The organism is Catellatospora sp. IY07-71 (assembly GCF_018326265.1).
Lineage (GTDB): Bacteria > Actinomycetota > Actinomycetes > Mycobacteriales > Micromonosporaceae > Catellatospora.
Map to the genome: position 1 here is coordinate 1,221,668 of NZ_AP023360.1, position 15,932 is coordinate 1,237,599.

Consider the following 15,932-nt stretch of genomic DNA (forward strand, 5'->3'; position numbering starts at 1 on the left):
AGGGCGGCACGCGCCGGCCGGGCAGGCGGACAAGACAGTGATGGGGCCCCTCAGCCAGGCTCCTATGAGGTCACGAAGCCACGTCCGGCGGTGCACGAGCAGCCCTCCCGGCCACGGCCGACAGATCCCGTTAAGGACCCGAGGTCAGTCAGTCGCCGGGTCAGACCGGGCCGGAAGGGCTGCTACTCATCCTCACCGAAGCGAGGACTCACCAAACATCCTCACTGTCAGTCGCGGACCTCGGCGATCAGCTCGACCTCGACGGGGGCGTTCAGCGGGAGCTCGCCCACGCCGACGGCGCTGCGGGCGTGCTTGCCGCTCTCCCCGAACACCGCGCCGAACAGCTCCGACGCGCCGTTGATGACGCCGGGCTGGCCGCTGAAGCCGGGCGCGGAGGCCACGAAACCGACGACCTTGACTATCCGGACGACCTTGTCCAGGCCGACCAGCCATTCAAGTGCGGCCAGGCCGTTGAGGGCGCATCGGGCGGCCAGCTCTTTCGCCTGCTCGGCGGTGATCTCGGCGCCGACCTTGCCGGTGGCGAGCAGCTTGCCGTCCGCCATGGGCAGCTGGCCGGATACGTACACGTGGTTGCCGGAGCGCACCGCGGGCACGTACGCCGCCACCGGCGGCACCACCTCGGGCACCTTCAGGCCCAGCTCGGCGAGCTTCTCGTACGGGTCAGACATCTTTGTCTCCTTCGCCGCGGTCCCCCGCGGATCGCGCTCAGTCGGCCTTCGGCCGCTTCAGGTAGGCCACCAGCTGCTCGGGGTTGTTGGGGCCGGGCACGACCTGCACCAGCTCCCAGCCGTCGGCGCCCCAGGTGTCGAGGATCTGCTTGGTCGCGTGGACCAGCAGCGGCACGGTGGCGTACTCCCACTTCGTCATGGGCATAACCTAACGTGCTCCCAAGATCTCGCAGGTCGATCCCTACTGCGAGGTCGTGCCAGGTGCGGTTAAGCTGAGCCGCCGCGGGGGCAGCCAGGTGTGTCGCGGCTCCGTGAGAGGGACCAGGGGAGATCAGATGACCCAGCCGACCGACGACCAGCAGCCCACGGCGCCGCAGACGCCGGGCCAGGCCGCGTACCCGCCGCCTGCCGACCCGTTCGCGTCCGCCGCGGTGACGCCGCCGACCGCTCCGCAGCCGGCCGTGCCGCTGCCGCCGACCACCCCGGTGACGCCGCCGCAGGCCCCGGCCGAGCCGGCCCCGGCCGCGCCGGTGTCGGGCGCGCCGACCCCCGTCTCGGGCACTCCCGCCTTCACCACGCCCACGGCCGCGTACCCGACCTCGGGCCAGCCGGCCTACCCGACCTCGGGCCAGCCCGCCTACCCGGCCGCCGGTCAGCCGCCGTACGTGCCGGGACAGCCCGGCTACCCCGCCGCGCCGTACCCGGGCGCGCCCGGCTTCCCGCCCGCCCCGGTGAAGAAGAGCAAGGCGCCGCTGATCATCGGCATCGTGCTCGGCGTCCTGCTGCTGCTGTGCGGCGGCGGCATCACCGCGTACGTCCTGCTGACCCGTAACACCGAGGGGGTCGGCGCCGCGTCGGCGAAGGACGCCACGACCAGCTTCCTCACCGCCGTCTACAAGGACGGCGACGCCGCCGCGGCCGAGAAGCTGGTCTGCGGCGACGCCCGCGACCGCAAGGAGATCGACGCCAAGATCGCCGAGATCAAGGCGGAGACCTCCGCGCTCAAGGGCGCCGACTTCACCTGGGAGACCCCGAAGATCTCCGGCGAGTCCGCGACGGAGGCGACCGCCGAGGTCACCATCAAGCTCGTCACCAGTGACGAGAAGATGTCGGAGCAGCAGCTCACATTGATCCTCGTCAAGCACGAAGGCTGGTTCGTCTGCGAGGTGAAGTAGCCACCTGGCACCATCGAGGGGTGCTGAACGACGCGTACGACGGGCCGGCCCAGGATCGCGGTGCACGAGACACCGCCTGGCCGGCCCGTCTGCATGTGGTCACGGGCAAGGGCGGGGTCGGCAAGACCACCGTCGCCGCCGCGCTGGCCTTCGCCCTGGCCGCGCAGGGGCAGCGGACGCTGCTCGTGGAGGTGGAGGGCCGACAGGGCCTGGCGCAGCTGTTCGAGCTGGAGCCGCTGCCCTACGCCGAGCGCCGCCTGCCCGACGCCGGGGTGGACATACGCCTGCTCGCGGTGGATCCGGAGGAGGCACTGCTGGAGTACCTCGAGCTCTTCTACCGGATGGGCGCTGCCGGGCGGGCGCTGCGCAAGCTGGGCGCGATCGACTTCGCCACCACGGTGGCCCCTGGCCTGCGCGACATCCTGCTGACCGGCAAGGTCAAGGAGGCCACCACCCGCACCGACGACAGCGGGCGCCGGGTATACCGGGCGGTGGTGCTCGACGCCCCGCCGACGGGCCGGATCGGGCGCTTTCTGAACGTGACCGCCGAGGCCGCGAAGCTGGCCAAGCTCGGCCCGATCAAGTCGCAGAGCGAGGGCGTGGCCGCGCTGCTGCGCTCGCCGATGACGTCGGTGCACCTGGTCACCCTGCTGGAGGAGATGCCGGTGCAGGAGACCGCGGACGCGCTGCGCGAGCTGGCCGCGCTGAACATCCCCGTCGGCAAGGTCATCGTGAACTGCGCCCGCCCCCCGCTGCTGGCCGGTGACCGGCTCACCCAGGCCGAGCTGAAGCGCGGGCTGGCCGCCGTGGGCCTGCCCGACGACCGGCGTACGGTCACCGCCCTGCTCGCCGAGGCGAAGGACCACCAGGCGCGCCATGCCCTGGAGCAGGAGCTGCGCGGCGAGCTGGCGGCGCTGCGGCGGCCGGTGATGGAGCTGCCGCTGCTGCCCGACGGCGTCGACCTGGCCGGTGTCCAGCACCTGGCCAAGCTGTTGAGCGCCGCCCCTTAGGCTTGGCACATGCTCGACGTGGACGCCCTCCTGGCAGACCCCGGTGTACGGATCGTGGTGTGCTGCGGCTCGGGCGGGGTCGGCAAGACCACGACGGCCGCCGCGCTGGCGCTGCGCGCCGCCGAGATGCACGGGCGGCGCACGGTGGTGCTGACCATCGACCCGGCCCGGCGGCTGGCGCAGTCGCTGGGGCTCACCGAACTCGACAACACGCCCCGCCCGGTGGAAGGGCTGGCCGGGGACGGCGAGCTGCACGCCATGATGCTGGACATGAAGCGCACCTTCGACGAGGTGGTGCTGACCCACACCGCGCCCGAGCGGGCCAGGGAGATCTTCGCCAACCCCTTCTACCAGGCTATGAGCTCGACGTTCTCGGGCACGCAGGAGTACATGGCGATGGAGAAGCTGAGCCAGCTGCGGAACACCGACCGGTGGGACCTGATCGTGGTGGACACCCCGCCGTCACGCTCCGCGCTGGACTTCCTCGATGCGCCCGCCCGGCTGGGCCGCTTCCTGGACGGCAAGATGCTGCGGCTGCTGATGGTGCCCGCGCGGGCCGGCGGCAGGAGCATGTTCAACCTGGTGACCGCGTCGTTCGGGGTGTTCTCCAAGGCGGTGCAGCGCATCCTCGGCGCGCAGCTGCTCAGCGACCTGTCCGGGTTCGTCTCGGCGCTCGACTCGACGTTCGGCGGCTTCCGCGAGCGCGCCGACCGGACCTACCGCGTGCTGCAGGATCCGCAGACGGCGTTCCTCGTGGTGGCGGCCCCGGAGCCGGATGCGGTACGCGAGGCGGCGTACTTCGCCGAGCGGCTCGGTGCCGAGCGCATGCCGCTGGCCGGGCTGGTGCTGAACCGGGTGCACCGCTCGGAGCTGCCGGAGCTGTCGGCCGCCGACAGCGCGGAGGCGGCCGAGAAGCTGACCGCCGAGCACGCCGAGCACGCGCTGACCGCCCAGGCGCTGGAGGTGCACGCGCTGCTGATGCGGCAGGTCGCCCGGGAGTCCGAGGTGTCGACCGGTTTCACCGACGAGTTCCCGCACGTCCCGGTGGCGTACGTGCCCGCCCAGCCGACCGACGTGCACGACCTCGCCGGCCTCCGCGAGATCGGCGGCGCACTGGCCGCGCCAGACGCGTGATCAAGTCGCCCCCGCGTCGTTAGACCAGCGTGAGGGCAGTTTCGATCATGACGAGCGATGCGCCGCCCGCGCCGTGGGAACGGCGCGAACGGCGCATCGGCTCGTCAATCGGACGTCAGGCCCGGACCAGCTCCCGGCGGTCCTGCTCCTGCATGGCTACCTCGAAGGCGCGCTTCCAACTCGCCACGTGCGGGTGCCGGCGCAGCAGTGCGCGGCGCTCCCGCTCGGTCATACCGCCCCAGACCCCGAACTCGATGCGGTTGTCGAGTGCGTCCGCCAGGCACTCGTACCGCACCGGGCAGCCGCGGCAGACCCTCTTGGCGATGTTCTGCTCCGCGCCCTGAACGAACAGCGCGTCCGGATCTCCGTTCCGGCACGCCGCGAGACTGGGCCAATCGTTGACCATGCCCATGTGTCCACGTCCCCCCTGACGTTCCCCCTCACCGCTCGCGACCTGCCCGAATCGCCGCAGGCCGAAGTCTGCGGAAGGCCGGGCACATCCCCCCGATGGTTCCCCCGAACCGACGCGAACGGTGTGCGTTACTCGCCCGCCCATCATGCTCCGTAGTCAGACGGTTACGCAACGTTGTGAGCCAAAATGGCGGAAAAAGGTCGTTAACTGCGCTGAGCCATACCTGAGCTGCGAGTACGCGCCGGAGGCAGCGATCACGCGGGAGGGTCGCGGACGGGGGTCCGCGACCCTCCACGGAGCGTCGCAATGCGAGTGACGGGGCGGCCGTGGCGTCCGGGGGGACAACTCACAGCCGGGCAACGCAACCACACGCCAGGGGTCGTGCGTCTTGGACAACGAACGTTCGCCGGGCACGGTTGCGGGCATGGGAGAGGTCTTCCCCCGCGACCCCGAGCCGGGCGGCTCATACCCGGCACGGTGGGGTCCGCGAGGACGAAACCTGCTCACGTAACCTGAGGCGGTGAATCTGATGCGTAAGCGCGACCACAACCTCCTGGCCAACGCCGCATCGCTCCTGATTTGCGGCTTGCTCGCCGGAGTGGTGGTCGCCGCGGCCGCCTTCCCCGCGGTGGCGATGTCCGGACTGGCCGCGAAGGCCGCGGGCGACGCGTTCGGCAAGCTCCCCGACGAGCTGACCGTCAAGCGCTCCCCCCAGATCAGCTACCTGTACGCGGCCGACGGCAAGACGCCGCTGGCCACCATGTACGACGAGAACCGGCGCGAGCTGCCGTTCGAGGAGATCCCGGAGGTCGTGCGCAAGGCCGTGCTGGCCGCCGAGGACCAGAAGTTCTACGAGCACAACGGCGTCGACGCGCTGGGCATCGCCCGCGCCTTCGTCGCGAACAAGCAGGCCGGCACCGTCCAGCAGGGCGCCTCGACGCTGACCATGCAGTTCGTGCGCCTGTCGATCTCGTACTCGGCGGACACGGCGCAGGAGGTCGTGGACGCCACCGAGGACACCACCAAGCGCAAGGTCCGCGAGATGCGCTACGCGATGGCCATCGAGCAGCGGATGACCAAGGACGAGATCCTCGCCGGGTACATCAACACCGCGTACTTCGGCAACCGCGCGTACGGCATCTACGCCGCCGCCAAGGTGTACTTCGACAAGGAGCCGAAGGCGCTGACCGCCGCCGAGGCCGCGTTCCTCGCCGCGCTGGTGAAGTTCCCCGGCGACTACAACGCCTCGACCGGCACGGGCAAGGACATCGCCATCGGCCGACGCGACTACGTGCTGCAGGAGATGGTGGGCACCGGCGCGCTGACCCAGGCCGAGGCCGACCTGAGCAAGAAGGAAGAGCTCAAGGTCGTCGGCAAGGTCACCCCGAACGGCTGCGTGCAGACCGGCAACCCGAGCTGGGGCTTCTTCTGCGACTACTTCCAGCGCTGGTGGAACAAGCAGGAGGTGTTCGGCGCCACCGCGTACGACCGCGAGCGTGCCCTGAAGTCGGGCGGCTTCCGCATCGTCACCACGCTCGACCCGACCGTCCAGCTCGCCATGAAGAAGAACGTGGACAAGCGCCGCACCACCAAGGACGCCGAGGCGCTCATGCTGGCCGCCGTCGAGCCGGGCACCGGCTACGTGCGGGGTCTCGCGGTCAACCGCGTGTTCTCCATCGACGATTCGAAGAACCTGCTCTCCTCCGACCCGGCCAAGAAGCGCAAGGGCATCAAGGGCAGCCGGCCGAACACCACCAACCCGCTGCTCACCGGCGGTGACGGGTTCACCGGCTACCAGGCGGGCTCGGCCTTCAAGATCTTCTCGATCGTCGCCGCCCTGGAGAAGGGCTACCCGCTGGCCACCACGATCGACGCCAAGGACAAGTTCGTCACGAACTTCCCGATCAGCGGCAAGGACGCGAACTGCGGCGGCTACTACTGCGCCAAGAACGCCAGCGGCAAGGGCTACGGCCCGCTGAACATGTGGGAGGCGTTCGGAGCGTCGATCAACACCTTCTTCGTGCCGCTGGCGATCATGGCCGGCGTGCAGAACACGGTGAACGCGGCCAAGAAGATGGGCATCACGTTCCACGACGAGCCGGGCACGAACCAGGACGACTTCTACTACTCCAACCACGCCGACCAGTGGGGCGCGTTCGTCCTCGGCGTCTCGGCGACCACGCCGCTGGAGCTGGCCAACGCGTACGCGACGCTGGTCGCCGACGGCAAGTACTGCGAGCCGACGCCGGTCGTCTCGATCCACGACAGCAAGGGCAACAAGCTGGCCGTCGGCGACCCCCGCTGCAGCCAGGTGATCAAGACGGACGTGGCGCGGGCCGCCACCGACGCCGCCCGCTGCCCCGGTGGCGACCGCTCGGCGTACAACGACTGCAACGGGCGCACCACCAACCAGGCCTCCCGCGGCATCGTCGGCAAGCCGATCATGGGCAAGACCGGCACCACCGACGGCTCGAAGTCGGTGACGCTGACCCTGTCCACCCGCCAGCTGACCATCTCGGGCTTCCTCACCGACCCGGACTACGCGCACAACGGCGGCATGTCGCACAGCATCGTCAACCCGGCCGTGCAGTACGCGCTGCGCGACGCCATGAAGGGCAAGCCGACGATGCAGTTCGCCAAGCCGTCGAAGAAGATCGCGGACGGCGACCAGGTGTCGATCCCGAACGTGGAGTGCAAGCCCGTGGCGGAGGCCAAGAGCATCCTCAAGAACCGGGGCTTCGAGGTCAGCGTCGCGCCCGAAGAGGTCGCCTCCAAGTGCCCGAAGGGCACCGTGGCGGGCACCACGCCCTCGGGCCGGACCATCAAGGGCGGCGTGGTCGTGATCCAGGTCAGCAACGGCAGCGGCGCCGGCACACCGGGCAACCCGCCGGGCCCCGGCACCGGCGGCGGGCCCGGCAACGGTGGCAACGGCAACCGGGGCTTCCTCGACTGGCTGTTGCCCGCGGTGTTCATCACGGGCCGCGAGACCATCGGCGGCTGACCGCACAGACACCGGAGGCCCCGTTCACCCAGGTGAACGGGGCCTCCGCCGTATCCGGGGCCGGGACTCAGCCGGCCAGCTGGCGGCGTACCTCCGCGGAGACCTTGCCGCCCTCGGCCCGGCCGGCCACCGCCGCCTGGACCGCCTTCATCGCCGGGCCCATCGACCCCATGCCGCTGAAGCCGCCCGCGGCCAGCGCCTCGGTGACGATCGTCACCAACTCCTCGTCGGTGAGCTGCTTGGGCAGGTAGCGGGCGAGCACCTCCTCCTCGGCGCGCTCCTTGGCGGCCTGCTCCGTGCGCCCGGCGTCGGCGAACGCGACCTCGGCCTCGCGGCGCTTCTTCGCCTCCTTGGCGATCACCGCCAGCACCTCGTCGTCGCTCAGCTCCCGCTTGGCCTTGCCGGAGACCTCCACCACCCCGACGGCCGCCAGGGCCATCCGCAGCGTGCTGGTCACGACCTCGTCGCGCGACTTCATCGCCGCGCGCATGTCCTCGGTCAGGCGCTCCTTCAGGGTGCCCATACCCACCTCACTGTGTGCTCCGCACAACCACATCGTGTGCTTGCCTGCGAGGAAACTACTCTTAGCCGCATGGGTCCGCTCGGGAAAATCGCGTTGGCCACGATCGCGGTGGGCGCCGGCACGCTGGCGTACGGCACGCTCGTGGAACGCAACATGTTCACGCTCCGCCGGTACGACGTGCCGCTGCTCGCCCCCGAGGCCGAGCCGCTGCGCGTGCTGCACCTGTCCGACCTGCACCTGACCCCGAACCAGCGGCGCAAGCAGCGCTGGGTGCGGGAGCTGGCCGGCCTCGACCCGGACCTGGTCGTGGTGACCGGCGACAACATGGCCCACCCGGACGCGGTCCCCGGCGTGCTCGCCGCGTACGAGCCGCTGCTGGAGCTGCCCGGCGCCTTCGTCTTCGGCTCCAACGACTACACCGGCCCCGTGCTGAAGAGCCCGTTCAGCTACTTCCGCGACGACCGGGAGTACCAGCACGGCGTCGACCTGCCCTTCGAGGACCTGCGCGCGGCCTTCCTCGCCGCTGGCTGGGCCGACCTCAACAACAGCCGCGCCACGCTCAAGGCCGGCGGCCGTGTGATCGACCTGGTGGGCGTCGACGACCCGCACATCGGCCTCGACGTGTACCCGGCCGGCCCCGCCGACCGGACCGCCGCCGTGCGCATCGCGCTCAGCCACGCCCCCGAGCCGCGGGTCCTCGACGCGTTCGCCGCCGACGGGTTCGAGCTGCTGCTGGCGGGGCACACCCACGGCGGGCAGGTGCGCGTGCCGGGCGTAGGCGCGCTGGTCACCAACTGCGGCCTGGACCGCAAACTCGCCCGCGGCCTGCACCGCTGGGGCGGCCGGTCCTGGCTGCACGTGTCGGCCGGGCTGGGCACCCACCCGACCGCCCCGGTGCGCTTCGCCTGCCGCCCCGAGGCGAGCCTCCTGACGCTCATCCCACGCTGAGGGGGATACCCGTTTTGGCGGAGCGACCCGGGTCAGCTACTATTTCGAGGCACCGCTTCGGGGTATAGCGCAGCTTGGTAGCGCGCTTCGTTCGGGACGAAGAGGCCGTCGGTTCAAATCCGGCTACCCCGACCGAGGAAGGCCCAGATCAGAGAAATCTGATCTGGGCCTTCGGTGTATCCAGGGGTCTGCTCATCCGCCGGAGGCAGCGAAGGAGTGCAGGACCCTGCTGTCTCGGTCCCGCGACGGGTGACTTGGAGCGCTGACTACCGGGTGGGGCCGTCCCGCCCACCGCCGGCCCAGGTGGATGCCTACGCGGAACCTGGCCCGGCGTGCACGATGGGTCGACGGCGGCCGGGACGGCAGGAGCGTCGCACGTGTGGCAGATTCTGCGCGTGCCCTCTCAGATCAAGCGTGCACGGTCGTGGAACTGGCTGGGAATCGTTCTCGGCCTAGTGCCCGGTGTCGTCTCGCTCGCTGTGGGAATTCTTGCTGTTCCGCCTCGCGTACTTCGCAGATACGACGAGTACGGCCAGGTCCTCCACTACGGCAACAACGACTACACCATGGACCGGCCGTTAGAGATGATCTTTCCGACGATCGTCGGTTACGGAATCTTTCTTACCGTGACATTGGTGATGGTGGCGCTTCGAATACAGCTTCGGTTCGTGCTGAACCTGGTCATTGGTCTTGTCGCCGGGATGGGTCTGCTCATGATCGGTTGCTTCGCTCAACGCTTCCTCGACGTATGGGTTCGGGTCTAGGCCGTGGGGCACAAGCGGGCACCCGCTTCGACTGCATCAGGTGGTCGACGCCGGACAGGGCGGCCGGCGGGATCATGTCCGCGAAGAAGGGAATTGGTGTCCTGTGATGGACTTCGGCGAGGGCCGCGACGAAGAGGGGCGGGTTGCTACAGACCCGCAAATTGCTGACAGGTTGCTCCTCGTGGAGACCATCGTGGCCGAAGATTGGTGCGTGGTACTTCCGCGGGTGATCGCGATCAAGTCGGGCACGGCCTATTGGATCGTGGGGTCGAGCCTGCATCTTCGAAGCGAAGATGGCGAGGTCAAGGTCATCGACGGCAAAGACTCCTACTGGCTCTGCCGATAGCGGGGGATTCGGGGTGGGCGAGGCGGAGCACGCCAGGCGGCCGCAAAGCGAGCCCGTCGAGCGCCAGCGGAAAGTCAGCGCGACGCTCGAGCGACCCGACACCGCACACACCTGCTGACAGGGTGATCACTGTTTGCAAGGCAGTGGCAGCTCAGCAGCCGGACCGTCAACCGATGACAGCAGGCGCTGTTCGTCAGCGGTCACCTGGGCGCTGCCGTAGCGGTCAAACAGCACGACCGAAGCCGACTGTCGCCTTCTGGGCGAAAAGGGCATCGGTTCAAATCCGGCTACCCGGAGTCGGGGGCGGCGCTTTCACGGACCGGTCGCCGCCGCCGGGGCAGCCCATCCGATCAAATGCTGTGACTGACATCACCTGGACCGTCGGTGCCAGGCCGAAATGTTTCGTATGGTCCGCCCGAACCCCGACGGGTATCCACTCATCCGATGGTCACGCTGGGCGAACGATTTTCATAATGGCCGCTGAACGCGCCTACCGTGAGTAAGCTTGGGCGCCGTAAGCCCCCACACCCACCCCTGAGCAAAGAGCGAAATCTGCCCCGTGCCCCTTCCTCGCATCGTTGATGATGTAACCGCAGCACTGCGAACCTCCCGCAGCGCGGTCGAAGCCTGCCACGCCACGGTCTCCGTGCTGAGCCGGCACACGCCCGCCCTGATCGAGGCGCTGCTGCATGTGAAGGACCAGCTCCGGTGCGTCTCCGCGAGCGGCGCGTGGCAGGTGTTCTCCGCGGTCCCCCTCGGGCACGGCGTGGTCGGCCGGGTGTACGCCAGCGGCAAGGCCGTGACCATCCCGAACACCGCCGACGACCCGGACTACATCCGTCTCGGGCCCCCCATCACCGCCGAGATCTGCGCGCCGATCATCGACCGCACCGGGCACCCGGTCGGCGTGATCAACGCGGAGTGGGCCGAGCAGCAGCCGCTCGACGGCTGGGAGGAGACCCTCACCGAGGCCGGGCGGCTGCTCGGCGCGCGGCTGAGCGAGCTCGGCGGGCCGCCCGCGGAGACCCGCAGCGAGCAGCTGCTGCGGCACGCACTGGCTCTCACCAGCGCGGAGACCGACGCGGAGGTGCTGATCCGGGCCTGCCGCGCGGCCCGCGAGGTGACCGGCCTGGCCGCGGCCGTGCTGCTGCGTCCCGCCCCGGACCTGCTGCCCGAGGACGAGGAGCTGCGCGTCGTCATCGCGGCCAGCTCACCGGAGCCCCGCGACCGGCCGCTGGTCGCGCGGCTGGCGCAGATCGAGCCCGACCGGCTCGCCGCGCTGCTCGACGAGGCGTGCCGCTACGGTGCGTCGTACACGCTGGGCGATCCGGCGGTGCTGGACGCACGGGGGTTCGAGGCGCTGACCGCGGCGGGCGTACGCACCATGATCGCCGTCCCGCTCGGGGCGGGCACCGCGACGGTCTCCTCGTCGGTCGGGGCGCTGGTCGTGCTGGACGAGACCGCGATCGTGCCGGACAGCGCGCTGGTGAACCTGCTCGAACTGCTCGCCGCGCAGGCCAGCACCTGCCTGGAGAAGCTGACCACGCTGCGCCGGCTGCACCTGCAGGCCAACTCCGACCCACTGACGGGGCTGCGCCACGGCGGGCCGTTCGGCGACCGGCTGGCCGCCGCGACCCCGGGCCGGACGGCGCTGCTCGCGATCGACATCGACCAGTTCAAGACGGTGAACGACACGCTGGGCCACGCCGCAGGCGACCGGGTTCTGGTGCAGATGTCGGGCGCGCTCCAGCAGGCGTTGCGGCTCGGTGACGAACTGTTCCGGGTGGGCGGCGACGAGTTCGTGGCCGTGGTCGACGTACCGAGTGAGGCCGAGGCGGTGCGGGTCGCCGAGCGCCTGGTCGCGGCGGCGCGGGCGACCGGCCGCACGATCAGCGTGGGTGTGGCGGTCCAGGGCGAGGAGGAGTCCCCCGAGGCCGCCCTCTACCGCGCCGACCAGGCGCTCTACGCCGTCAAGCGGGCGGGCCGCAACGGCGTCCGCCTCGCCCCCGACGCGGCCCCGCCCTCCCCCGCCGCCTGACCCGGTCACCCTCAGCACCTGGGAACGGCCACGCTCCCGTATGCGCCCATCGCGTTTCCGCGCACCCGCCGCCCAAGCTGACTGCTACTCGCGCCTCCCGCCCAGGGCATCCCGGCTCGCGGCTCGCGGCTCGCGGCTCGCGGCTCGCGGCTCGCGGCTCGCGGGAAGATCGCTAGTTCGTGTCCAAACCTGTGGCTAGCCCCCACTTTTCGACACGAACTCGCGATCATCACGCCATCCTGCCGTGCTTCCGACCCGGCTGGCCGCGTGGAGATCAGCAGTTCCTGTCCAAACCCTGCGTCTGAGCACACATTCCGACACGAGACGCCGATCTTCAATCAGCCACCCCGCCGAACCCAGCCACCCCGCCGAACCCGGCCGCCCCGGCGTCGGCAGGCTGCCGGACCCGGAACGTTAAGAAGGGCACCTTCCTCTACGCATAGCGTTAAGAAGGTGCCCTTCCTTGCGGTTTCAGCGGGAGAGTTCGGTGGCGAGGAGTTCGGCGATCTGGGCGGTGTTGAGGGCGGCGCCCTTGCGGAGGTTGTCGCCGGTGACGAAGAAGTCGAGGGCGCGGGGGTCGTCGACGGCGCGGCGGATGCGGCCGACCCAGGACGGGTCGGTGCCCACGGCGTCGATCGGCATCGGGAACTCGCCCGCGCCGGGGTCGTCGACCACGATTACGCCGGGCGCGCCCTGGAGCACCTCACGGGCGCCCATCGCGTCGACCTCGGAGCCGAAGACGGCGTGCACGGCGACCGAGTGGCCGGTGACCACCGGTACGCGGACGCAGGTCGCGCTGACCTTCAGGTCGGGCAGGCCCAGGATCTTGCGGGACTCGTTGCGCATCTTCAGCTCTTCGCTGGACCAGCCGCCGTCCCGGAGCGAGCCGGCGAACGGGACCACGTTCAGCGCGACGGGCGCGGCGAACGGGCCGAGGTCGTCGCCGACCGCGTGCCGGATGTTGCCGGGGCGGGTGCCGAGCACCCGGTCACCGGCCACCTTGGCGATCTGGTCGTGCAGCGTGTCCACGCCGACCTGCCCGGCGCCCGAGACCGCCTGGTAGGAGGCGAGCACCAGCTCCTTGAGGCCGTACGCGTTGTGCAGCGGGGCGATCGCCACGATCATCGCCAGGGTGGTGCAGTTGGCGTTGGCGATGATGCCCTTGGGCCGGTTGCGCACCTGGGCGGGGTTGATCTCGGGGACGACCAGGGGGACGTCGGGGTCCATCCGAAACGCACCGGAGTTGTCGACGGCGATCGCGCCACGGGACACCGCGATCGGCGCCCAGTAGGCGGAGACCTCGTCGGGCACGTCGAACATGGCGACGTCGACGCCGTCGAACGCCTCCTCGGTGAGCGCGACGACCTCGACCTCCTCGCCGCGGACGAGCAGGCGGCGGCCGGCCGAGCGCGGGGACGCGATGAGCCGGATGTCGCCCCACACGTTGCGGCGGTGGCTGAGGATGTCGAGCATCACCGTGCCGACCGCGCCGGTGGCGCCGACGACGGCGAGGGTGGGCAGCTTGCCGTGATGAGCCATCGCTATCGGCCGGTCCCGCCGTACACCACGGCCGCCTCGTCGCCGCCGAGCTCGAAGGCGTCGTGCACGGCGCGCACCGCGTTGTCGAGGTCGGTGTCGCGGCAGACCACCGAGATCCGGATCTCCGAGGTCGAGATGATCTCGATGTTGACGCCGGCCCGGGCCAGCGCCTCGCAGAAGGTGGCGGTGACGCCGGGGTTGGACCGCATGCCCGCGCCGACCAGCGAGATCTTGCCGATGTGGTCGTCGTAGAGGAGGCCCTTGAAGCCGACCCGCTCCTGGATCTTCTGCAGCGCGGTCATGCCGGTGGGGCCGTCGACCTTGGGCAGCGTGAAGGAGATGTCGGTGCGTCCGGAGGCCTCGGTGGAGACGTTCTGCACGATCATGTCGATGTTGATCTCAGCGTCGGCGAGCGCACGGAAGATCGCGGCGGCCTCGCCCGGCTCGTCCGGCACTGAGACGATCGTGATCTTGGCTTCGCTGCGGTCGTGCGCGACGCCGGTGATGAGAGCTTGCTCCACGGGAAGGTCCTCCATTGATCCTGTCACCAGGGTGCCGGTCTTGTTCGAGTACGACGAGCGGACGTGGATCGGCAGCCCGAACCGGCGGGCGTACTCCACGCTGCGCAGATGCAGGATCTTGGCGCCGGACGCGGCGAGTTCGAGCATCTCCTCGTACGTGATCTGCTCAACCTGCCGGGCGTTCGGGACGATCCGCGGGTCGGCGCTGAACACGCCGTCGACATCGGTGTAGATCTCGCAGACGTCGGCCTTGAGCGCCGCGGCCAGCGCCACGGCGGTGGTGTCCGAGCCGCCGCGGCCCAGCGTGGTGATGTCCTTGGTGTCCTGGGCGACGCCCTGGAAGCCGGCCACGATCACGATCGCGCCCTCGTCGAGCGCGCCGCGCAGGCGGCCCGGGGTGACGTCGATGATGCGCGCCCGGCCGTGCACCGAGGTGGTGATGACGCCGGCCTGCGAGCCGGTGTACGAGCGCGCCTCGTAGCCGAGGTTGTGGATGGCCATCGCCAGCAGCGCCATCGAGATGCGCTCGCCGGCGGTGAGCAGCATGTCGAACTCGCGCCCCGGCGGGAGCGGGCTGACCTGGTGGGCCAGGTCGATGAGCTCGTCCGTGGTGTCGCCCATCGCCGAGACGACCACGCAGACGTCGTTGCCGGCCTTGCGCGTCGCGACGATGCGTTCGGCGACCCGCTTGATCCGCTCGGCGTTGGCGACCGATGAGCCGCCGTACTTCTGCACCACGAGTGCCACGGTTGCCGGCTCCTCTCAACCTCAGGTACTTAAGGACGGAGTCAGCTTAGCGGCGGGCCGGGCGGCTGATCGCGGGTCGATCCCAGCACTCGGGCGCCGGGCGCGGGGATTTCCGAGATCCTTTGCCGAACGACTTCCGCTGCCGCGCAGACACCCGCGCGCCGCCCATCACCGCCGTAGGATTTCACGTGTGTGACACGCGCCACACTCTGTGAGTTGGCTGCGTATCCTGCGATCTTGCGTAACCCTGGGGCGCGTCGGGCCGGGCAACGGCGCGGCGCGGTGAAGAATGGGCGCGTGCGCCGGGCCGTCCTCACCGTCTCCTTCCTCATCACCGCCTGCTGGGCGCTGTCCGCCTGCGGGGACGCGGCTCCGGAGGCGGCACCCACGTCCGCCCCGCCGGTCAGCGCCGCGGCCGCCGAGCCGGCCGAGCCACGGGCGCAGCTCGCCGCGCGCGCCGCGGCCGCGAAGGACCTGCGGCAGGTGGCGCTGTACACCTTCAAGAGCCCGAAGCGGCCGGACCGCCGGGTGACCATCACCCGCGCGCTCGACGGGAGCTGGCGCATCGACGTGCCCGGCGGCGCGCACAGCGGCGCGGTCGACATCGCGCTGGTCTTCACCGGCGGCGCGCTGCACCAGTGCGCGCTCGCCGCGGGCAATCACCCGTACTCGGGCTGTGTGAAGGTGCCCGGCGCGCTGCCCGGCAAGGCCGACGTGAAGGTGCAGCACCTGATCACCGACTGGCAGAACCTGCTCACCGACCGGCGGCTGGCGCTGGCCGTGGCCGACGCGGCGCCGCTGCCCGGGGCGCGCGGGAAGTGCTACGCGGTGGAGTCCTCGGCGGCCAGCCTCAAACTGCCGCTCGACGCGGGCATCTACTGCTACGAGGCCGACGGCACGCTGACCGCGGCCAAGGTCGCCTTCGGCACGCTGCTGCTGGAGGGCACCCCGGGCCTCGCCCCGCCGAGCGTCTCCCTGCCCGGCCCGGTCGTCCCCGGCCAGCCCCTCCCGCTGACCGCCCCGCCGTCGCCGAAGCCCTCGGCCAGCGCATCCGCCTCCCCGTCAGCCAAGCCCTGACCGGGCCC

Annotated in this window: 15 protein-coding genes and 1 tRNA gene; 10 read left to right on the forward strand and 6 right to left on the reverse strand. The window is 70.5% G+C overall.

Annotation, left to right across the window (positions count from 1 at the left end; all coding sequences use genetic code 11):
* Window positions 1-227: 227 nt before the first annotated feature.
* Window positions 228-689 carry a RidA family protein gene (locus CS0771_RS05545; protein ID WP_203745661.1) on the reverse strand — a complete coding sequence of 154 codons (462 nt, stop codon included), beginning with the start codon at window positions 687-689 and terminating at the stop codon, window positions 228-230.
* Between the two features lie 37 nt (window positions 690-726).
* On the reverse strand, window positions 727-888 hold the full coding sequence (locus CS0771_RS05550) for a DUF4177 domain-containing protein (protein WP_203745660.1): 162 nt from the start codon (window positions 886-888) through the stop codon (window positions 727-729).
* A 136-nt stretch (window positions 889-1,024) separates the two neighbouring features.
* Between CS0771_RS05550 and CS0771_RS05555 the strand changes: the two genes are divergently transcribed.
* From CS0771_RS05555 to CS0771_RS05565, 3 genes are read left to right on the forward strand one after another with little or no spacing between them, the layout of a single operon-like run.
* A complete protein-coding gene (locus CS0771_RS05555) occupies window positions 1,025-1,864 on the forward strand; it encodes a DUF4878 domain-containing protein (protein WP_212840063.1) in 840 nt (279 codons plus the stop codon).
* Between the two features lie 23 nt (window positions 1,865-1,887).
* Window positions 1,888-2,874 (forward strand): ArsA-related P-loop ATPase, encoded by a 987-nt coding sequence (locus tag CS0771_RS05560; RefSeq protein WP_212845633.1) that lies wholly within the window; start codon window positions 1,888-1,890, stop codon window positions 2,872-2,874.
* A 9-nt stretch (window positions 2,875-2,883) separates the two neighbouring features.
* Entirely contained in the window at window positions 2,884-4,008 is a 1,125-nt protein-coding gene (locus tag CS0771_RS05565) for an ArsA-related P-loop ATPase (RefSeq protein WP_212840064.1), read from the forward strand.
* A gap of 115 nt (window positions 4,009-4,123) precedes the next feature.
* Here CS0771_RS05565 and CS0771_RS05570 read toward each other — a convergent pair whose 3' ends face one another.
* Window positions 4,124-4,420 carry a WhiB family transcriptional regulator gene (locus tag CS0771_RS05570; protein WP_203699140.1) on the reverse strand — a complete coding sequence of 99 codons (297 nt, stop codon included), beginning with the start codon at window positions 4,418-4,420 and terminating at the stop codon, window positions 4,124-4,126.
* Between the two features lie 529 nt (window positions 4,421-4,949).
* Here CS0771_RS05570 and CS0771_RS05575 point away from each other — a divergent pair.
* The gene (locus CS0771_RS05575) at window positions 4,950-7,421 is read left to right on the forward strand and encodes a transglycosylase domain-containing protein (RefSeq protein WP_212845634.1); all 2,472 of its coding nucleotides are present in this window, start codon (window positions 4,950-4,952) and stop codon (window positions 7,419-7,421) included.
* A 67-nt stretch (window positions 7,422-7,488) separates the two neighbouring features.
* On the opposite strand, the gene CS0771_RS05580 is transcribed toward CS0771_RS05575, so the two are convergent.
* A complete protein-coding gene (locus tag CS0771_RS05580) occupies window positions 7,489-7,944 on the reverse strand; it encodes a GatB/YqeY domain-containing protein (protein WP_203745656.1) in 456 nt (151 codons plus the stop codon).
* A 69-nt stretch (window positions 7,945-8,013) separates the two neighbouring features.
* On the opposite strand from CS0771_RS05580, the gene CS0771_RS05585 reads away from it, so the two are divergent.
* The 5 genes from CS0771_RS05585 to CS0771_RS05605 all read left to right on the forward strand — a co-directional run bounded on the left by CS0771_RS05585 (window position 8,014) and on the right by CS0771_RS05605 (window position 12,040).
* On the forward strand, window positions 8,014-8,892 hold the full coding sequence (locus CS0771_RS05585) for a metallophosphoesterase (RefSeq protein ID WP_212840065.1): 879 nt from the start codon (window positions 8,014-8,016) through the stop codon (window positions 8,890-8,892).
* A gap of 58 nt (window positions 8,893-8,950) precedes the next feature.
* Window positions 8,951-9,024 (forward strand) — tRNA-Pro (locus tag CS0771_RS05590).
* 245 nt (window positions 9,025-9,269) lie between these two features.
* Window positions 9,270-9,656 (forward strand): hypothetical protein, encoded by a 387-nt coding sequence (locus tag CS0771_RS05595; protein ID WP_212840066.1) that lies wholly within the window; start codon window positions 9,270-9,272, stop codon window positions 9,654-9,656.
* Window positions 9,657-9,762: 106 nt separating this feature from the next.
* The gene (locus tag CS0771_RS05600; RefSeq protein WP_212840067.1) at window positions 9,763-10,002 is read left to right on the forward strand and encodes a hypothetical protein; all 240 of its coding nucleotides are present in this window, start codon (window positions 9,763-9,765) and stop codon (window positions 10,000-10,002) included.
* Between the two features lie 559 nt (window positions 10,003-10,561).
* Complete coding sequence (locus CS0771_RS05605; RefSeq protein ID WP_212840068.1) at window positions 10,562-12,040, forward strand: diguanylate cyclase; 1,479 nt, start codon at window positions 10,562-10,564, stop codon at window positions 12,038-12,040.
* A 471-nt stretch (window positions 12,041-12,511) separates the two neighbouring features.
* Here CS0771_RS05605 and CS0771_RS05610 read toward each other — a convergent pair whose 3' ends face one another.
* On the reverse strand, window positions 12,512-13,579 hold the full coding sequence (locus tag CS0771_RS05610; RefSeq protein WP_212840069.1) for an aspartate-semialdehyde dehydrogenase: 1,068 nt from the start codon (window positions 13,577-13,579) through the stop codon (window positions 12,512-12,514).
* Window positions 13,580-13,581: 2 nt separating this feature from the next.
* Complete coding sequence (locus CS0771_RS05615) at window positions 13,582-14,847, reverse strand: aspartate kinase (protein WP_212840070.1); 1,266 nt, start codon at window positions 14,845-14,847, stop codon at window positions 13,582-13,584.
* A gap of 297 nt (window positions 14,848-15,144) precedes the next feature.
* Here CS0771_RS05615 and CS0771_RS05620 point away from each other — a divergent pair, with 297 nt between their 5' ends.
* Window positions 15,145-15,924: a hypothetical protein gene (locus CS0771_RS05620; RefSeq protein WP_244870622.1), complete on the forward strand. Its 780-nt coding sequence runs from the start codon at window positions 15,145-15,147 to the stop codon at window positions 15,922-15,924.
* The last annotated feature ends 8 nt before the right edge of the window (window positions 15,925-15,932 follow it).